At 72.7% G+C, this 17,149-nt stretch carries 13 protein-coding genes and 1 pseudogene; 9 read left to right on the top strand and 5 right to left on the bottom strand.

Going from position 1 to position 17,149, the window contains the following annotated elements; genetic code table 11:
* The first annotated feature begins 53 nt into the window (after window positions 1–53).
* A complete protein-coding gene (locus ACH4FH_RS24125) occupies window positions 54–974 on the top strand; it encodes a rhomboid-like protein (RefSeq protein WP_398558054.1) in 921 nt (306 codons plus the stop codon).
* A gap of 18 nt (window positions 975–992) precedes the next feature.
* On the opposite strand, the gene ACH4FH_RS24120 is transcribed toward ACH4FH_RS24125, so the two are convergent.
* Window positions 993–1,496: a YfbM family protein gene (locus tag ACH4FH_RS24120; RefSeq protein ID WP_398557955.1), complete on the bottom strand. Its 504-nt coding sequence runs from the start codon at window positions 1,494–1,496 to the stop codon at window positions 993–995.
* A 208-nt stretch (window positions 1,497–1,704) separates the two neighbouring features.
* Between ACH4FH_RS24120 and ACH4FH_RS24115 the strand changes: the two genes are divergently transcribed.
* Window positions 1,705–2,538, top strand: coding sequence for a pentapeptide repeat-containing protein (locus ACH4FH_RS24115; RefSeq protein WP_398557954.1), 834 nt, complete (start codon window positions 1,705–1,707; stop codon window positions 2,536–2,538).
* Between the two features lie 270 nt (window positions 2,539–2,808).
* Entirely contained in the window at window positions 2,809–5,217 is a 2,409-nt protein-coding gene (lon, locus tag ACH4FH_RS24110) for an endopeptidase La (protein WP_398557953.1), read from the top strand.
* Window positions 5,218–5,313: 96 nt separating this feature from the next.
* On the opposite strand, the gene ACH4FH_RS24105 is transcribed toward lon, so the two are convergent.
* The gene (locus tag ACH4FH_RS24105) at window positions 5,314–6,183 is read right to left on the bottom strand and encodes a lysozyme (RefSeq protein WP_398557952.1); all 870 of its coding nucleotides are present in this window, start codon (window positions 6,181–6,183) and stop codon (window positions 5,314–5,316) included.
* Between the two features lie 314 nt (window positions 6,184–6,497).
* On the opposite strand from ACH4FH_RS24105, the gene ACH4FH_RS24100 reads away from it, so the two are divergent.
* Entirely contained in the window at window positions 6,498–6,992 is a 495-nt protein-coding gene (locus ACH4FH_RS24100; RefSeq protein WP_398557951.1) for a MarR family winged helix-turn-helix transcriptional regulator, read from the top strand.
* Between the two features lie 57 nt (window positions 6,993–7,049).
* On the opposite strand, the gene ACH4FH_RS24095 is transcribed toward ACH4FH_RS24100, so the two are convergent.
* Window positions 7,050–7,895: a hypothetical protein gene (locus ACH4FH_RS24095; protein ID WP_398557950.1), complete on the bottom strand. Its 846-nt coding sequence runs from the start codon at window positions 7,893–7,895 to the stop codon at window positions 7,050–7,052.
* Window positions 7,896–8,378: 483 nt separating this feature from the next.
* On the opposite strand from ACH4FH_RS24095, the gene ACH4FH_RS24090 reads away from it, so the two are divergent.
* The 5 genes from ACH4FH_RS24090 to ACH4FH_RS24070 all read left to right on the top strand — a co-directional run bounded on the left by ACH4FH_RS24090 (window position 8,379) and on the right by ACH4FH_RS24070 (window position 14,449).
* The gene (locus tag ACH4FH_RS24090; RefSeq protein ID WP_398558053.1) at window positions 8,379–11,456 is read left to right on the top strand and encodes a nitrate- and nitrite sensing domain-containing protein; all 3,078 of its coding nucleotides are present in this window, start codon (window positions 8,379–8,381) and stop codon (window positions 11,454–11,456) included.
* The gene (locus tag ACH4FH_RS24085) at window positions 11,453–11,947 is read left to right on the top strand and encodes a roadblock/LC7 domain-containing protein (RefSeq protein WP_398557949.1); all 495 of its coding nucleotides are present in this window, start codon (window positions 11,453–11,455) and stop codon (window positions 11,945–11,947) included. The genes ACH4FH_RS24090 and ACH4FH_RS24085 overlap by 4 nt, the downstream gene beginning before the upstream one ends.
* A 73-nt stretch (window positions 11,948–12,020) precedes the next feature.
* Window positions 12,021–12,422 carry a DUF742 domain-containing protein gene (locus ACH4FH_RS24080; RefSeq protein WP_398557948.1) on the top strand — a complete coding sequence of 134 codons (402 nt, stop codon included), beginning with the start codon at window positions 12,021–12,023 and terminating at the stop codon, window positions 12,420–12,422.
* Between the two features lie 55 nt (window positions 12,423–12,477).
* On the top strand, window positions 12,478–13,077 hold the full coding sequence (locus ACH4FH_RS24075) for a GTP-binding protein (protein WP_398557947.1): 600 nt from the start codon (window positions 12,478–12,480) through the stop codon (window positions 13,075–13,077).
* Between the two features lie 118 nt (window positions 13,078–13,195).
* Window positions 13,196–14,449, top strand: a complete 1,254-nt coding sequence (locus tag ACH4FH_RS24070) for a styrene monooxygenase/indole monooxygenase family protein (RefSeq protein ID WP_398557946.1) — start codon at window positions 13,196–13,198, stop codon at window positions 14,447–14,449.
* Between the two features lie 105 nt (window positions 14,450–14,554).
* Here the strand turns inward: ACH4FH_RS24070 and ACH4FH_RS24065 are convergent, their stop codons facing one another.
* Window positions 14,555–15,934, bottom strand: coding sequence for a glycoside hydrolase (locus tag ACH4FH_RS24065; protein ID WP_398557945.1), 1,380 nt, complete (start codon window positions 15,932–15,934; stop codon window positions 14,555–14,557).
* A gap of 141 nt (window positions 15,935–16,075) precedes the next feature.
* Window positions 16,076–17,098, bottom strand: a pseudogene (locus ACH4FH_RS24060) (chitinase); the annotation flags it as partial.
* Window positions 17,099–17,149 lie beyond the last annotated feature (51 nt).

Genomic DNA, 17,149 nt, shown 5'->3' with positions numbered 1-17,149 from the left:
GGCACGGGACGGTGAGTGGGGTCGGATCCGTCGACAGCAGGGCGGTCGCGGGCATGCCCGCGGGGACCGACCCGGCCGCGAGCACGCCGGCCGCGAGCACGCCGGCCGGCATCGCGCCTGCCGGCACCGCAGGTTGCGGCACCAGAGGGCCGGGCGCCCTCGCCGGGGTCCCTCGGCAGCGCGGTGGCGGGCGGCGCGTCGCGGCCACCGCAGCGGTGGCGGCTCCGCTTCCGGGGGCGGCGACTCCCGCGGGCGAGGAGCCGGCGGCCACCGGACGGACGGGCGGTCGGTGGCGCGTCCGGCGGCTGCTGCCGACCCCGACCGGCACCCCTTTCACCTTCGGCTACGCGGCTCTCCTGGTGGCGACCTCACTCTTCGCCGAGCACGCCGATCCGTCACTGGTGTCCGAGCTGTTGCGCGGCTCCAGCACGGACGTCGTCCACCTCGCGCGCACCCCGTTGCTGGTGCTCGTCGCCAGCGCCCTGTGGGTCGCCGGCGGCCTCACCTCGGCTCACGCCGTCGGCTTCCTCTTCGTGCTGACGGCGCTGGAGCGGCGGATCGGTGGGCTGCGGGCCGCCGCGGTGTTCTTCGGCGGCCATGTGCTGGCCACCCTCGCCACCGAACTGCCCGTCGGGTTCTCCGTCGCCGTCGGACAGCTGCCGGACAGCTCGCTGCACCGTCTCGACTACGGCATCAGCTTCGGCGTGATGACCTGCACCGGAGCCCTCGCGGGGCTGTTGCCCGCCTGGTGCCGGTGGCCGCTGCTGGCCGGCGTCGGCTATGTGGCCGTCACCGACCTGCTCGCCTACGCCGACCCGCTGACCGACTGGGGGCATCTGCTCTCCCTCGCCCTGGGGGTGGCGAGCCTGCCGCTGCTGCGCCGCTGGCGCGACCGGCGCGCCCTCCCCCCGCTCCTCGGCGACCTGGGTCATCCGGCACTGCGGCGCACCCGGACCTTCCTGGCGCAGGAGTAGGCGCCGCCGAGGCGCCACCTAGCCCAACCAGATCAGCATCCCGTCGCCCTCGTCCGCCGCGGCCCGGAAGAACGGCTGCAGTTCGGCGTAGTGCTCGCCGATGCTGTCCAGCGGCTCGCCGCGCTCCCAGACGATGGCCGGGTAGACCTTCGACGAGGCGAGCTCGGCCGGTGTGACCCCGGCGGTCAGACTCGGGGCGGAAGTCCGTGCCATCTCCTCGGCGGCTGCCCGCACCCGCTCCGGGGTGAGGTAGCGGGGCGGTCCGTAGCCCCAGTCCTCGGCGTCCGGTATCGGCTCCTCGCCGTGCACGATGTCCACGGGGAAGGCCCGGCGGCGGAGCAGGAAACCGAGGGCGTCCCACGCCGTGCCGATGTCCAGGCAGCGGGCCTTCGCCGGCTCCGGCTCGGTGTCCGCCTCCTCGTCCAGGCGCTCACCCACCAGCTCCAGCGCCCACTCGGGATCGCTGACGGCGCGCTGGAGTTCGGCCGCCGTGACACGTGCGTACTGTCCGATCATGCTCATGGTCCGGATGCTAGACGCGGGCACTGACAACCCGCCGCGACGGTCCGGATGCCGACCGCCGCGCGCCGGGATCCGGCCACCGCCGCGCCGCGCGCTCGCCCCGGCCGCTCGCCGTCGCGGGGGCCGCACCACCGCCCGGCTCCTGGGAGAATGGCGGCCTTGCGAGCGCGGCGGTGCGCGGCGCTCACCGGTAGCAGGAGTACATGCCGTGTCCCAGGACCCCACCCAGCCGAACCCTGACGCCACCCGCCTCGGCCTGGTGTCCGACTGCGGCAGTTGCTTCGGGCTGTGCTGCGTCGCCCTGCCGTTCGCCGCCTCCGCGGACTTCGCGGTCGACAAGGACGCCGGGCGGCCCTGCGGCAACCTGCAGAGCGACTTCCGCTGCGGCATCCACGCCGAGCTGCGCGAGCGCGGCTTCTCCGGCTGCACCGTCTTCGACTGCTTCGGCGCCGGCCAGAAGGTCTCGCAGGTCACCTTCGGCGGCAAGGACTGGCGGCAGGCCCCGCGCACCGCACGACCGATGTTCGATGTCTTCCCGGTCATGCGGCAGCTTCACGAACTCCTCCGGTACCTCGCCGAGGCCCTCGCGCGACCGGCTGCCCGCCCGATCCGGGCGGAACTGCGGCGCGCCCTGGAGGAGACCGAAGCTCTCACGTACGGCACTCCCGAAGAATTGGCCGGCCTGGATGTCCCGGCCCACAGGGGCGAGGTCAACGCCCTGCTCCTGCGCACCAGCGAACTGGTGCGGGCCGAGGTGCCGGGCCGCAAGAAGGAGCGGCGGGGGGCGGATCTCATGGGCGCCCGGTTGCGGGGCGCCGACCTGCGGGGCGCCAACCTCCGCGGGGCCTACCTCATCGCCGCCGACCTCACGGGCGCCGATCTGCGGGCGGCGGATCTGATCGGTGCCGATCTGCGGGACGCCGACCTGAGCGGCGCCGACCTCACCGGCAGCCTCTTCCTCACCCAGGCCCAGCTCAACGCTGCCAAGGGCGACGGCCGCACCACGCTCCCGCCGGAACTCGGCCGCCCGGCTCACTGGTAGTCACCGACCGCACCGGGCACGGCACATCTGCCGCCGCCGGCCGGCGACCACTGAAGTCGCCCGGCTCCGTACGGCACCTCTTGCCCCACCGAATTGCCCACGGAATTGCCCACGGAATTGCCCACCGACGCGGCACGGCAGAGACCTCCGCCGTGCCGCTGCCGCATGCGCCCTCCCTTGATCGCTCACAGCGAACACTTCCTGGGGAACATCTCCCGGCGGACCTGCATTGAGTGAGTACAGCTCAACTTGCCTGCCGAAGGGGAGATCATGGCTTCGACGTCCACATCGCTCACCCTGCCCGTGCTGCCCCTCGATGACGAGGTCGTACTGCCCGGCATGGTGGTGCCTCTCGACCTGTCCGACACCGACGTGCGGGCAGCGGTGGAGGCCGCACAGGCCGCCGCCCCGTCGGGTAACAAGCCGCAGGTGCTGCTTGTGCCCCGGCTCGACGGCAGCTACGCCGGGATCGGCACGCTCGGGCGCATCGAGCAGGTCGGGCGGCTCTCCGACGGCGATCCCGGGGCCCTGATCAGGGGCCTGGGCCGGGTGCGGATCGGGTCGGGTACGACCGGTCCTGGGGCCGCCCTGTGGGTGGAGGGCACGACCGTCGAGGAGACGGTGCCCGACCCGCTGCCCGGCGCGGTGGCGGAACTCGTCACCGAATACAAGGCGCTGGCCACCAGCTGGCTGCGCAAGCGCGGCGCCTGGCAGGTCGTCGACCGCGTCCAGCAGATCGAGGACGTGCCGACGCTCGCCGACAACTCCGGCTACTCGCCGTTCCTGACGACGGAACAGAAGGTTCGGCTGCTGGAGACCGCCGACCCGGTGGCCCGTCTGAAGTTCGCCACCGAGGCCCTGCGCGAGCACCTCGCCGAGCAGGACGTCGCCGAGTCGATCGCCAAGGATGTCCAGGAGGGTGTCGACAAGCAGCAGCGGGAGTTCCTGCTGCGCCGTCAGCTGGAGGCGGTCCGCAAGGAACTCGCGGGACTCAACGGCGACCCCGGGGACGAGGGCGACGACTACCGCGCCCGCGTCGAGGCCGCCGAACTGCCCGAGGACGTCCGCAAGGCCGCCCTCAAGGAGGTCGACAAGCTGGAGCGGTCCAGCGACCAGAGCCCCGAGGGCTCCTGGATCCGCACCTGGCTGGACACCGTCCTGGAACTGCCGTGGAACGAGCGGACCGAGGACGCGTACGACATCGCCGGCGCCAAGGAGATCCTGGACGCCGACCACGCGGGCCTGGAGGACGTCAAGGAGCGGATCACCGAGTACCTCGCCGTCCGCAAACGCCGGACCGAACGCGGTCTGGGGCTCGTCGGCGGGCGTCGTGGCGGCGCGGTGCTGGCGCTCGTGGGCCCGCCGGGCGTCGGAAAGACCTCGCTCGGCGAATCCGTCGCACGTGCCATGGGGCGCGAGTTCGTCCGGGTCGCGCTCGGCGGCGTCCGGGACGAGGCGGAGATCCGCGGCCACCGGCGTACCTACGTCGGCGCGCTCCCGGGCCGGATCGTGCGGGCGATCAAGGAGGCCGGGTCGATGAACCCGGTGGTGCTGCTCGACGAGATCGACAAGGTGGGCTCGGACTTCCGGGGCGACCCGGCCGCCGCCCTCCTGGAGGTCCTGGACCCGGCGCAGAACCACACCTTCCGCGATCACTACCTGGAGGTCGAACTGGACCTCAGCGACGTGGTCTTCCTGGCCACGGCCAACGTCCTGGAAGCCATCCCCGAGCCGCTGCTGGACCGGATGGAACTGGTCAGGCTGGACGGGTACACCGAGGACGAGAAGGTCGTCATCGCGCGTGAGCACCTGCTGCCCCGGCAGCTGGAGCGGGCCGGTCTGGAACCGGGCGAGGTCGTCCTGGAGGACGAGGCGCTGCGCAAGCTCGCGGGCGAGTACACCCGTGAGGCGGGCGTACGGAATCTGGAGCGGTCGGTGGCCCGGCTGCTGCGCAAGGTCGCGGCCCAGCACGAACTGGGCGAGCGGAAGCTGCCGTTCACGGTCGGTGCGCAGGAGCTGCGTCCGCTGATCGGGCGCCCGCACCACACCCCGGAGTCGGCGCAGGACCCGGCCGAGCGGCGGACCGCGGTGCCCGGTGTCGTCACCGGACTCGCGGTGACCGGCGCCGGCGGCGATGTGCTGTACGTCGAGGCATCCCTGTCCGACCCGGAGACCGGTGCGTCCGGGCTGCAGTTGACCGGTCAGCTGGGCGACGTGATGAAGGAGTCGGCGCACATCGCGCTGTCGTTCCTGCGCTCACACGGAGCGGAACTGGAGCTTCCGGTCGCCGATCTCAAGGAGCGCGGAGTGCACCTGCACGTCCCGGCCGGCGCCGTCCCCAAGGACGGCCCGAGCGCGGGCGTGACGATGACGACCGCGTTGGCCTCGCTGCTGTCGGGCCGGCAGGTCCGGCCGGACGTCGCGATGACGGGTGAGATCTCGCTGACCGGGCGGGTCCTGCCGATCGGCGGCGTCAAGCAGAAGCTGCTCGCCGCGCACCGGGCCGGGATCACCACCGTGATCATCCCCAAGCGCAACGAGCCGGATCTGGACGAGGTGCCGGCCGAGATCCTGGAAGCCCTCCAGGTCCACCCGGTGGCCGACGTCCGCCAGGTGCTCGAACTGGCGCTGACACCGGCCTCGGCCGGCGCCGCACCGGAGGTTCCGGTCGCGGTGTGACGGGCGTGACCGGGCGAGGGCCCCTTCCGCACCAGGTGTGCGGAAGGGGCCCTGCCGTGTGCCCGGCGGCGCGGACGGCGGAGCGAGGGGCGCGGCTCAGCCGTTGGCGAGTGCCTGGAGCCGGTCCATCGCGCCGTTGAAGCGGTTGTGGTCGCCGACCGTCGGCCCGGTCGAGGTGTACTGCCAGATGGTGTGGAAGCCCCAGCCGCCCGGGAGCTCGCCCACCGAGGAGCCGTAGCGCGGGACCCACAGGGGGTTGATGCTGCCGAATCCCGCGTAGTTGCCGGTGCACTGCTTCCACCAGCTGGTGGAGGTGTAGATGACGGCGTCCCGGCCGGTGCGCGCCTTGTAGGTGGCGAACCAGTCCTTCATCCAGTTGACCAGCCCGGTCGCGCTCAGGCCGTAGCAGGTCGCCCCGTAGGGGTTGTACTCCATGTCGAGTGCGCCGGGCAGCGTCTTGCCGTCCCGGGACCAGCCGCCGCCGTGGTCGACGAAGTAGTTGGCCTGGGCGGCGCCGCTGGAGGTGTCGGGGGTGGCGAAGTGGTAGGCGCCGCGGATCATGCCGATGTTGTAGGAGCCGTTGTACTGCTGCGCGAAGTAGGGGTTGGTGTAGCTGGTGGACTCGGTGGCTTTGACGTAGGCGAAGCGGACGCCGCTGTTCCAGAGTGTCGACCAGGCGACGTTGCCCTGGTGGCCGCTGACGTCCACGCCCTCGACGGACGCGGCGACGGCGGATGGCGGCGGCGTGCCGTCCGAGGCGGTCGATGACCGGCCCTCGTGCGCGGCGATCTGCGAACCGGCCCAGTCCTGGCCCGGGTGGGTGGGTTCGGGGGCGTACTTCGTGGCCGCGGCGCCTGCGGTGCCGGGGAGGCCGAGGAGGAGGGAGAGGATCGCCAGAAGGACCCCGGCCGCGGTCACCAGGGAGCGCGAGCGGCGGTGGGGGGAGCCGGATCTGAGCACGGGCATACGTGCCTCCGAAGATCTCGGTGAGGGACCTGAGGGGGGCGAGCGGGCGGCACGGCGCAGGCGTGCGGGCACGGAAGGTACGGGTGGGGGTGTGCGGTGGAACCATTGACGCTTGGTGTGGCCATGCCAGAAAAAACGATACGCGCGTAGATCGGCGGGGCAAAAGAGGGCTACGGGGCTGCCGTTGGTCTAATCCTGCGAAATACTGGCCGAGCTGCGGGTTCGGCCGCTGCTGAAAGAAACTTTCACGGCCGGGAAACCCGGAAAACGCGGGAAACGCAGAAATCGCAGGAGAAGTGGGAAAGGGCGCTGACGTGCACAACACCGGAGCCGACGAGACGACGGCGGACGGCGCGCCGAATGGTGTGGACCACGAATTTCTGGCCCTGGAACGCGAGTTGGCGGTATTCCTCCGCCGCGCCCGCGCCTCGTCCGGCGAATTGGCGCGCGAGGTCCACCCCGACCTGGAGCCGGCCGCCTACGGCCTGCTCGTCCGGCTCGCCGACGCCGGTGCGCAGCGCGCCACCGACCTGGCCGGCTTCTTCGGCGTCGGCAAGGCCACGATGAGCCGCCAGCTGCACGCCCTGGAGGGACTCGGGCTCGTCGCCCGGGAGCCGGACCCGGCCGACGGCCGGGCGGTCCTGGTGCGGATCACCGACGAGGGACGGGAGCGCTTCACCCGCGTCCGTACCGCCCGCCGCGCCCAGTACGCCCGACGCCTCGCCGCGTGGGACCGCACGGAGGTCGCGGAACTGGCCCGCCTGCTCCACCAGCTCAACGCGGGGCAGGAGGGCGACGACGCCCCCTGAGTGCCGCCCCGGTGATCCCGGGCCGTAGGGCGGGGCGCCGCCGGTGCGCCTCGCCGTTCACGGCACGACGTGGATCACCGCCGCGTCGTCCCGCGCCTTGCCGCGTGGATGGGCGGTGCCCTCCGGGTCCGCCGCCTCCGCCGCACGCACCCGGTCGATGAGGGCCTGCGGGCCCTGTTGTGCCACCAGTTCCACACAGTCGGCCCACGAGCCCTGGTGGAAGACCTCGACCCAGCGGCTCGCGCCGTCACTCAGCGCGGTCAGGGAACGGACCTCGGCGCGCGGGGTGGTGCCGGTGACCGCGAGGGCGGCCACGGCGGGGTCGGCGGCCGCGGTGAAGAAGCCTCCCTCGGCGTTGCGCAGCGCCTCGACGACGCGGCCGTACTCCCGGCCCGCGGCGGCGCGTTCGACGGAGCCGCGGGGCAGGGCCCGTACGGCGTCCCGCTGCGCCCGGACCCACGGCGGCAGTTCGTCCAGACGGCGGTCCAGTACCGGTTGCACCGATCCGTCCGTCCGCTCCAACAAGAGGGCGGAATCGGACAGTACGAGGTGTTCGACGGTGTCCTGCGACCAGCGCACGGCGACCACGGTTGCCTGCGGCGTGCGGACGTGAGAAAGGTCACAGCTGTCCTGGTGAATTGCCGCCGTACGGGAGATGGCCGCGGACAGTGCCTCAGGGAGCGTCATATCCGGGTGCGAACCCGACAGTTCGAGCATTGCGCCCCCGAGGTGCGCGGTGAACCACGAGACCGGGTGCACGCAGCCGTAGTCCCCCTCCGGTGGTGTCACGCCGTCCAGAAGGACCAGGGCTCCGCCCTGGCCGGAGGCCGGGAGAGCGACGGACGCGTAGTCCTCGTTTGGGTGTTGGGGGTCACCGGGGTCGGTGGCGAGTGCGCTGTGCATGCCGGCAAGTCTGCCGGAGGCCGCCGTTTCGTTCCGGTGATCGGGTCACTCCGGGGCTGTTGGCGTACGGCCAGGTCAGCGGTGTACGGAAAGCCCGGGCCGAGGGCGCCCGGCCGCTGCGGGCGCGCATCCTGCCAGGACCACGACCGTTCTCCAAACCCGTCCGGGGGCGGGTCGGGGTGGCGGCCCGAGCAGTCGGTGCACGGAAGTTGATGGCCAAACTCTGATTGATGTTCACTCCTTCAGGTGGCCGGGCATGTGATGCCGAGCCACTGCGCGGCGCCGGTGGAATGGTCGCTCCCGGATCACGGGGTGGGGCCAGGACGTTCGTCGCGACGCGCAGAGCCGGGCTGTTCCCCTTCGCGGAAGTGTGCGCTGCTGCGGTCTTCGCGCAGGTCCGCCCCGCGAGCGGAGAGCGAGCCGGGTCCGCGACGCCACACGGCGTGGGCAGGCGAGACAGGATTGCGAGCAGCGGTGCGGAAGATGCGGCTTCGGGGCGGCGCAGGGAAGCCGGGAACACCGGCCGGTTCGGTCTCCCGACCGGCCAAGGGCCCGGGTACGACGGGCGACGAGGACCGTACGGGACGGCGTCCCGCGCGGGTACGCAACCGACTCGTCGGGGCGGTGGCCGTCGTCGCCGTCGCCGTCCTGGGAGCTGGCGCGCCCGCCATCGCCACGGCCGCCGACAACGCGCAGCAGAGCCAGCAGCTCGTCGACCTCGCCGAGTTGGACGCGCACGCCCTCTCCCTCGCGCACTCCCTCGCCGACGAGCGCGACACCATGACCGCCTTCGTCGCCGCCGGGCGCAGTGCCCGCGGGGGTGCGGAAGCCGCCCAGCCGCAGCGCGCCCGCGTGGACCGGCAGATCCGCGAACTGCGGAGCGAGGCCCACGGCGCCGCCGGGGAGACCGCGGTGTACAAGGCCGCCGACAAGCTCCTCATCGCCCTGCCGCAGACCCGCGGCCAGGCGTTGCGCGGCCCCGGCACGGCCGAGCAGACCTTCGAGGCGTACACCCGGGCCGTCCAGGCGCTCGGCGCCATCAGCGACGACATCGCCCGTGGCCTGCCGGCCCGCGCCGACGCCGCGGACGCCGACACCCGCGCGCTGCCCGCCCTCGGCCGCGCCGTCGACCAGGCCGCGGGCACCCGCGGGCTGCTGCTGTCCGCACTCAACGCCGGTGGCCCGCAGCCCGGCCTGACCGCCGCTGCGCAGCTCGCGCACCTGCGTGGACAGGGCGCGCTGGAGGACTTCGCCCAGTCGGCGAGCGAGGGCGCCCGGGACCGCTACGACCGCACCGTCAACGGCACGGACGTCGCCACCGCCGAGCGCTATCTGGCCCGGCTGACCGACCAGCCCCGGCTGAGCGGCACCGATCTGCGCCTCAACCGGGAGCGGGTGCGCGCCACCCTCACCTCCCGGGTGGGGCTGATGCGCGGCGTCGAGTCCGCCATGGCCACCGCCGAGATCCAGCGGCTCGGCGCGCTGCGCGACGACGATGTGACGGCGCTGGAGATCCGCATCGGCCTGGAGGGCCTCTGCCTGCTGCTCGCCGTCGGCGCGGGCATTTCCGGTGCCCGCTCCATGACCCGGCCGCTGGCCGTCCTGCGGCTCGGTGCCCAGCGCGTGGCCGCCGATCCCGGCGCCGAGGAGCCCATCACCTTCACCGGCCGCGACGACGAGTTCGCCGCCGCCGTCCGCTCCGTCAACGCGCTGCACGCCCAGGTCGGCGAGCTCGCCCAACGGACGGCCGAGCTGGAGGGCGAGCGCAAGCGGCTGGTCAGCGGCCGGCAGCGGATGGTCGCCGAGCGCGAGGTGCTCCAGGACCAGGCGATCGAGTTCAAGCAGGAGGTCGCCGAACTCACCGAGCGGCTGGCCGCACTGCGCGCCGGTGTGCACGGCCGGTTCGTCAACCTCTCGCTGCGCACCCTGGGCCTGGTGGAACGCCAGCTCGGCGTCATCGAGGGGCTGGAGGAGAGCGAGCAGGACCCGGAGCGGCTGGAGACCCTGTTCAAGCTGGACCACTTCGCCGCGCGGATGCGTCGTAACAGCGAGAACCTCCTGGTGCTCGCCGGCTCCGAACACGGCACCGGCCACGCCGGCCCGGTGCCCCTGCTGGACGTGCTGCGCGCCTCGGTCAGCGAGATCGAGCGGTACGAGCGGGTGCGCATCCAGTCGCTGCCGCCGCACTCGCAGGTCGCCGGGTTCGCCGCGGACGACATCAGCCACCTCGTCGCCGAACTCCTGGAGAACGCCACCGCGTTCTCGCCGCCGGACGCGCATGTCGAGCTGTCCGGCTGGCTGCTGGAGAGCGGCGAGATCATGCTCTCCGTCCAGGACGAGGGCATAGGGATGACCGGGGACCGGCTGGCCGAGCTCAACGACCGGCTCTCGGACGCCGAGGCCGCCTCGTCCTCCGAGACCATCGACGAGGCGCTGGGCCTCGGGCTGTACGTCGTGGTGCGGCTGGCCGCCCGGCACGGCGTCCGGGTCCAGCTGCGCGACAGCAAGCAGGGCGGCGTGACCGCCGTCGTGGTGCTGCCCGGCTCGATACTGCCCACCCGTCCGGACCCGTCCGGCATCCCGTCGGTGGCCGCGCACGACGCCCCGTACTCGCAGAGCCTGCCCGGCTCGGTCGCCGAGGCGAACTCCAACACCCTCCAGACGCGGGCCCCGCGCAGCATGCCGCCCGCGGCCGAGCCGGCTCCGGCGCCCGACAGGGAAGCCGCCGCGCCGACCGGGCAGGCGACCGGGCAGACCGCCGAGCAGGCCGACCGGGCCGACGAGTCGATCTCCGCGGCGGCCGGCCCCGTCGCCGATGCCCCCGCCGGGCCGGCCCCCCTCTCCGACCCGTTCGTCGCCGCCGCGGAGCGCGCGATCGACGCGGCCGGATTCGGCGGCCCGGCCGAATCGGCGCCCCCCGCACAGCCGTCCGGCCCCACCACGGGCACCGGGCCCGACCCGAGCCCGTACGGCCCGCAGTCCTCCGGCCCGTACGCCACCGGCGGCGGCGAGCACGCACGGCCCGACGACGCGGCAGGCCCGGCCACCGACGCGGTGGCGCCGCCGGCGCCCGACGCGGTTGCCCCGCCGGTGCCCGGCTCGGGACGGCCCGTCGCGCCCGCCTCAGCGGTCGCGCCCGCCGATCCGTACGCCTTCGGCCAGGACGAGCACACCCGGCCCGCCGCCGACGTCGCGCCCACGGACGCCGCAGGGGCAGCCGTGCCGGACCCGTCGCAGGAGCACACGCAGGACCACACACAGGACGACGCGGCGGACGACGCACCCCTCGGGGCGCGCCGGACGACCGTCACCGGGCTGCCCAAGCGCACGCCCAAGATCGTGTCGCAGCAGGCGCCCGCCGGGCCGCGCAAGAGCGGCGGGGTCAACGCCGAGGCGCTGCGGCGCCGGCTCGGCGGCTTCCAGCAGGGCGCACGCGAGGGGCGGCGTGAGGTCGAGGCCGAGATCTCGGACGCCACGCCGGAGCGGACCATCCCACAGACGGACACCGACGGAGCGGGGGCCCCGGGAGAGAGCGACATTGTCGAGGAGGCACGCGATTGAACGCGCAAGCGCCCAGCGCGCAGGGACGCGGATTGAGCAGTCAGGCGAGGAACCTGCACTGGCTGCTGACCAACCTGGTCGACGAGGTGCCGGGCATCCGCTCGGTGGCGGTGGTCTCCTCCGACGGGCTGATGCTGCTCTCCTCCGATCCGGTCCGGGCGGACGAGACGGCGCAGCCCGGTGAGAGCGACGGGCCCAAGGGGTCCAGTGCCGATCTCGCCACCATCGTCTCCGGGCTCGGCAGTCTGACGCTCGGTGCCGCCAAGCTGATGGACGGCGGCGGCGTCAAGCAGACGATGGTCACGATGGACGAGGGCAGCCTCTTCGTCATGTCGATCAGTGACGGCTCGCTGCTCGGTGTGCACGCCACCCCGGACTGCGACATGAGCGTCATCGCCTACCACATGGCGCTCTTCGTCGGCCGGGCCGGCCATGTCCTCACCCCCGAACTCCGCACCGAACTGCGCAAGTCGATGGAGAACGTCCAGTGAGCGAACGTAGTGAGCGAACCATCGAGAAGTGCGCGCCGAGCGAGTGCGAGGCCGGGCGAAGCGAGGTTTCTGCATGAGTACCAACCCCAAACTCCCCATACGCGGCGGGGACCGGAAACCCTCGCGCGTGCGGCCGTACTCGATCACCGGCGGCCGGACGCGCTTCGGGCACGTGCTGCTCGTCGAGACGTTCGTGGCCGCGCTGGAGGCCCCCGAGGAGCGTCGCGAGCTGACGTCGGGCGGCTGGGGCGACCGGGTGATGCCGGAGATGCGCGCGATCGTCGAGCTGTGCCGCCGCATGCGCTCCGTCGCGGAGATCTCCGCGCTGCTCAAGATGCCGCTGGGCGTGGTCCGCGTCCTCCTCAGCGACCTCGCCGACCAGGGAAAGATTCGCGTCTACGGCACCGGACACGGCACCGGCCGGCCGAACCGCGCGCTGCTCGAAAGGGTGCTGAGTGGACTTCACAGGCTCTGACACGATAGCTGCCGGGCCGACGGCGTCCGCCGGTCGCGCGGGCGAGGACGGCGCGGTGGCCGTGGCCACCGACGAGGGTCTGCAGAGCTGGCAGACGGACGCGTCGCGGGCGCCGGTCGCCACCAAGATCGTGGTGGCGGGCGGTTTCGGCGTCGGCAAGACCACGTTCGTCGGATCGGTCTCGGAGATCACCCCCCTTAAGACCGAGGCGGTGATGACGCAGGCCAGTGCAGATACGGACGATCTGACGGCCACCCCGGAGAAGACCACGACCACGGTCGCGATGGACTTCGGGCGGATCACCCTCGACCAGGACCTGGTGCTCTACCTGTTCGGCACGCCCGGCCAGCAGCGCTTCTGGTTCATGTGGGACGACCTGGTGCGCGGCGCGATCGGCGCGATCGTGATGGCCGACACCCGGCGGCTGGAGGACTGCTTCCCCGCTCTGGACTACTTCGAGAGCTGCGGGCTGCCGTACGTCGTCGCGGTCAACCACTTCGAGGGGACCGCCGCGTACGCCGTGGACGACGTCCGCGACGCGCTGACCGTGCCCCCGCACGTGCCCGTCGTGATCATGGACGCCCGTCAGCGGGTCACCGTGATCGAGTCGTTGCTGGCACTGGTCGCCCACGCCTTGCAGACCGCACCCGAATAGCGGACCAGGCCACCCGTCCGCACAGGCCACCGCCTGCACGGACCTGCCGGGCTCCGCCGCCCCGTGGGCCCACCCCGCCCCACCCCCCGAACAGCCGCAGTAACAGAGAAGAGCCGCCATGCGGAAGATACTCATCGTCGGAGCCGGCCAGTCCGGTCTCCAACTCGCCCTCGGCCTCCAGTCACAGGGCTACGAGGTCACCCTCATGTCCAACCGCACCGCCGACGAGATCCGCTCCGGCCGGGTCATGTCGACGCAGTGCATGTTCGACACCGCCCTCCAGCACGAGCGCGACCTCCAGATCAACTTCTGGGAGAGCCAGGCCCCGCGCATCGAGGGCCTGGGCGTCTCGGTCGCCGCGCCCGGCAGCCATGCCGAGCCCGGGGGCTCCCAGCGCGCCATCGACTGGGTCGGCAAGCTCGACGGCTACGCCCAGTCCGTCGACCAGCGCGTGAAGATGGCCGGCTGGATGGAGACCTTCGCGCAGCGCGGCGGTCAGCTCGTCATCCACGGCGCCGCGGTCTCCGACCTGGACTTCTTCGCGAGCCGCTACGACCTGACGCTGGTCTCGGCCGGCAAGGGCGAGCTGGTGTCCATGTTCGGCCGGGACGCCGCCCGCTCCCCCTACGACGCCCCGCAGCGCGCCCTCGCTGTCGCCTACGTCCACGGCATGGGCCCGCGCCCTGAGCACCCCGAGTTCGACGCGGTGCGCTGCAACCTCGTCCCCGGGGTCGGCGAACTCTTCGTCATGCCGACGCTGACCACCTCCGGCCGTGCCGACATCCTCTTCTGGGAGGGCATCCCCGGCGGCCCGCTGGACGCCTTCCAGGACATCAAGGACCCCGGCGAGCACCTCGCCAAGACGCTTGAGCTGATGGAACAGTTCGTGCCCTGGGAGTACGCCCGCTCCACCAAGGTCGAGCTGACCGACGCCAACGGCACGCTGGCCGGCCGCTACGCCCCGACCGTGCGCAACCCCATCGGCCGGCTGCCCTCCGGCGGCCTGGTCCTCGGCGTCGCCGACGTCGTCGTCGCCAACGACCCGATCACCGGCCAGGGCTCCAACTCGGCCTCCAAGTGCGCCGCGGCCTACCTCTCCGCCATCGTCGAGCGAGGCGACCAGCCGTTCGACGAGGCGTGGATGCAGGGCGCCTTCGACCGGTACTGGAACACCGCCCAGCACGTCACGAAGTGGACCAACGCGATGCTGGGGCCGCCGCCGGAGCACGTGCTCAACGTCATCGGCGCGGCCGGTCAGCTGCAGCCGGTCGCCGACCGGTTCGCGAACGGCTTCAACGACCCGTCCGACTTCGAGAACTTCTTCTACGACCCGGACAAGGCGAACGCCTACCTCGCGTCGCTCACCTCCTGAGCGACGGCCCGTCACGCGGCGGCCGGCCGGCGGAGCCCTCACGGGGAACCGCCGGCCGGCCGCGTTGCAGGCGTCGCGGGCCCGCACAGATCGGGGAGACCGGGCCTAGAGCGGCGCCCCGAAGCCGGGGTCGTCGGGGGCGTCCGGCGGGACCGGGTCCGCGTCGAACGGCGGTTGCGGCTCCACATCGAAGAACAGCGGACGGTCCGGGGCCTCCCCGGGGTCCTGGGGCACCCGCGGTGGGCTCTGCCACGTCGGCGCCGCGCCATCGTCCGGTCGTACGGCGCCCAGCGGCGGGTGAGCGGCGAGCGAGGAGATCCTGACGTCCGCGCCCGGCCGGGGCAGTTCGAGGACCTTGCCGTGGCCGAGGTATCTCGCCGCACGCGTTCCGTCGGGGGAGTACAGCACCAGATCCCCGGGGCGCAGCCGGTCCAGTGGCACCTGCGGCAGCCGGTCCCACCGCTCCGGTCCTGCGTGCGGCGCGGGCTGTCCGGCGTATTGCGGCGCCTCGGGGGGAGGCCCCGGTGTGTCGGACGGTTGCGGACTGCTGGGCGCGCCGTGCACGGGCGGCTCGACGGCACGTTCGAGGCCGTGGGGGAGCGCGGGGCCGCCGACGGGCGACGGGGAGTCCGAGGCACCGCCCTTGCCGTCCGCCATCAGCGCGTTCGGTGTGCTGCCCGGGTTCTCGTCCTCCAGGCGGCTCAGTGCGGTCAGTTGGTCCTCGGTGAGCGAGGCGAGCAGCTCCTCGACCTCCGTGAGCTTCTCGCGGACGGCGGCGCGCTGCTTCAGACGTCGAGCGGTCAGCTTCTGCTGCTTCCTGAGCGCGCTGCGGGCCTTCGCGGCCAGGGCGTCGGCCTTCTTCTCGCCGGCGGTCAGCCGGGCGATGGTCGCGGCCTGCCCGCCGGCCATCTCCTTGAGGAAGTGGCTGCGCTCCATGGCCTGCTCCGGGTCCTTGGAGAGCAGGATGCGCAGGTACGACGAGAGTCCCGTCTCGGGCGAACCCTGGTATTGCAGCCGGGCCAGCCGCCCGGTGTCGGCCCGGCCGTCGGTCAGCTGCGTACGGGCCTTCGCGAGCCGGGCGTTGAGGACGGTGGCCTTCTTCCGGGCCTTCCTGAGGTCCACCTGCGTCGCGTGGTACGCCTCGGTGGCCTTCTCGGCCCCACGGTAGAGGGACCGCAGCTTGCGCAGGAGGGCGCCGGTGCCGAGACCGGCGGACGAGGAGGCGGTGTCCGTGCCGTCGGCGCCGGCGGGCCCGTCGGCTTCCGGGCCACCGGAGTCGGCGCCTTCGGTGAGCCGGCCGAGCCCGCCCTCGCCGGTGTCCGGCGAGCCGCCGGACGCCCCGCCGTCCGAGGAAGCGCCGGGCGAGGAAGCGCCGGGTGGGGCTTCGCCACCGGGGTCGGCGAGGACCTGGGGCGAGGGCAGGGTCAGGGCGGCGGCGCCGACGAGTGCCAGCGTGCAGGCCGATCGCAGAAGCCGTCCGGACATCGCTCCACCTCTCCCACCCGCGGCGGCCGGGGCCCGCGTCCGCCCGGCCGCTCCACTGACCGTCCGTAGGCTTCGGATGGTGGCACGCACGCTGGTGGTTTCCGGTGAATAAGGCTGATTTACGGCATTTCTGTCACTCGATCAGCTACCGAAATAGGCGTCGAAGTTCTTCTGGAACTCCCAGCCGTTGTAGCGGTCCCAGTTGACCGACCAGGTCATCAGGCCGCCCAGATCGGGGTGGGTGCCGTGCGGCCGGTAGCTGCCGCAGTCGGTGTTCTTCGTCAGGCAGTTGAGCGTCCTGGTGACCTCGCCCGTCGGGACGTGGCCGTTGCCGGCCTGGGGAGAGGCCGGCAGGCCGATGGCGACCTGGGACGGCTTGAGCGGCGGGAAGACGTTGTCCTGGTTGCCGGCGACCGGGAAGCCGGTCAGCAGCATGTCCGTCATCGCGACGGGGAAGTCCGCGCCGCCCATGGTGTGGTACTGCCCGTCGAGGCCCATGATCGGGCCCGAGTTGTAGTTCTGGACGTGCAGCAGGGTGAGGTCGTCACGCAGCGCGTGGAGGACGGGGAGGTAGGCGCCGGCCCGCGGGTCCTGGCCGCCGAAGGGTCCCGAGCCGTAGAACTGGTAGCCGAGCTGGACGAAGAACGTCTCCGGCGCCATGGTCAGGGTGAACGTCTCGCCGTAGCGGGCCTTCAGGCTGCGCACCGCGGAGATGAGGTGGACGACGGCCGGGGTGGTGGGGTTCTTGAAGTCGGTGTCGCCGTCGTCCAGGGCGAGGGAGTGGCCCTCGAAGTCGATGTCCAGGCCGTCGAGTCCGTAGCGGTCGATGATCGCGCTCACCGAGGTCACGAAGGTTTCCCGGGCCGCGGCGGTGTTGAGCTGCACCTGGCCGTTCTGGCCGCCGATGGAGATCAGCACCTTCTTGCCGGCCGCCTGCTTGGCCTTGATCGCGGCCTTGAACTCCTCCTCGCTCTCGACTCCCGGGCACTCGCTCTGCGGGCAGAGCGAGAAGCGGATGTCACCCGAGGTGATCGAGGTCGGTTCGCCGAAGGCCAGGTCGATGACGTCCCAGCTGTCGGGGACGTCGGCGAGCCGGGTGTAGCCGGAGCCGTTGGCGAAGCTCGCGTGGAGGTAGCCGACGAGTGCGTGCGGCGGGAGGCCCGCGGTGCGGCTCTCCGGGGCCGTGGGGGCGGTGGCGGCGTGGGCGGTGTTCGC

It is taken from the genome of Streptomyces sp. NPDC017993 (genome assembly GCF_044328065.1).
In the GTDB taxonomy this organism is placed as follows: Bacteria; Actinomycetota; Actinomycetes; order Streptomycetales; family Streptomycetaceae; genus Streptomyces.
Note: the sequence above shows the minus strand (reverse complement) of the source record. Positions and strands in the feature narration are given on the sequence as shown.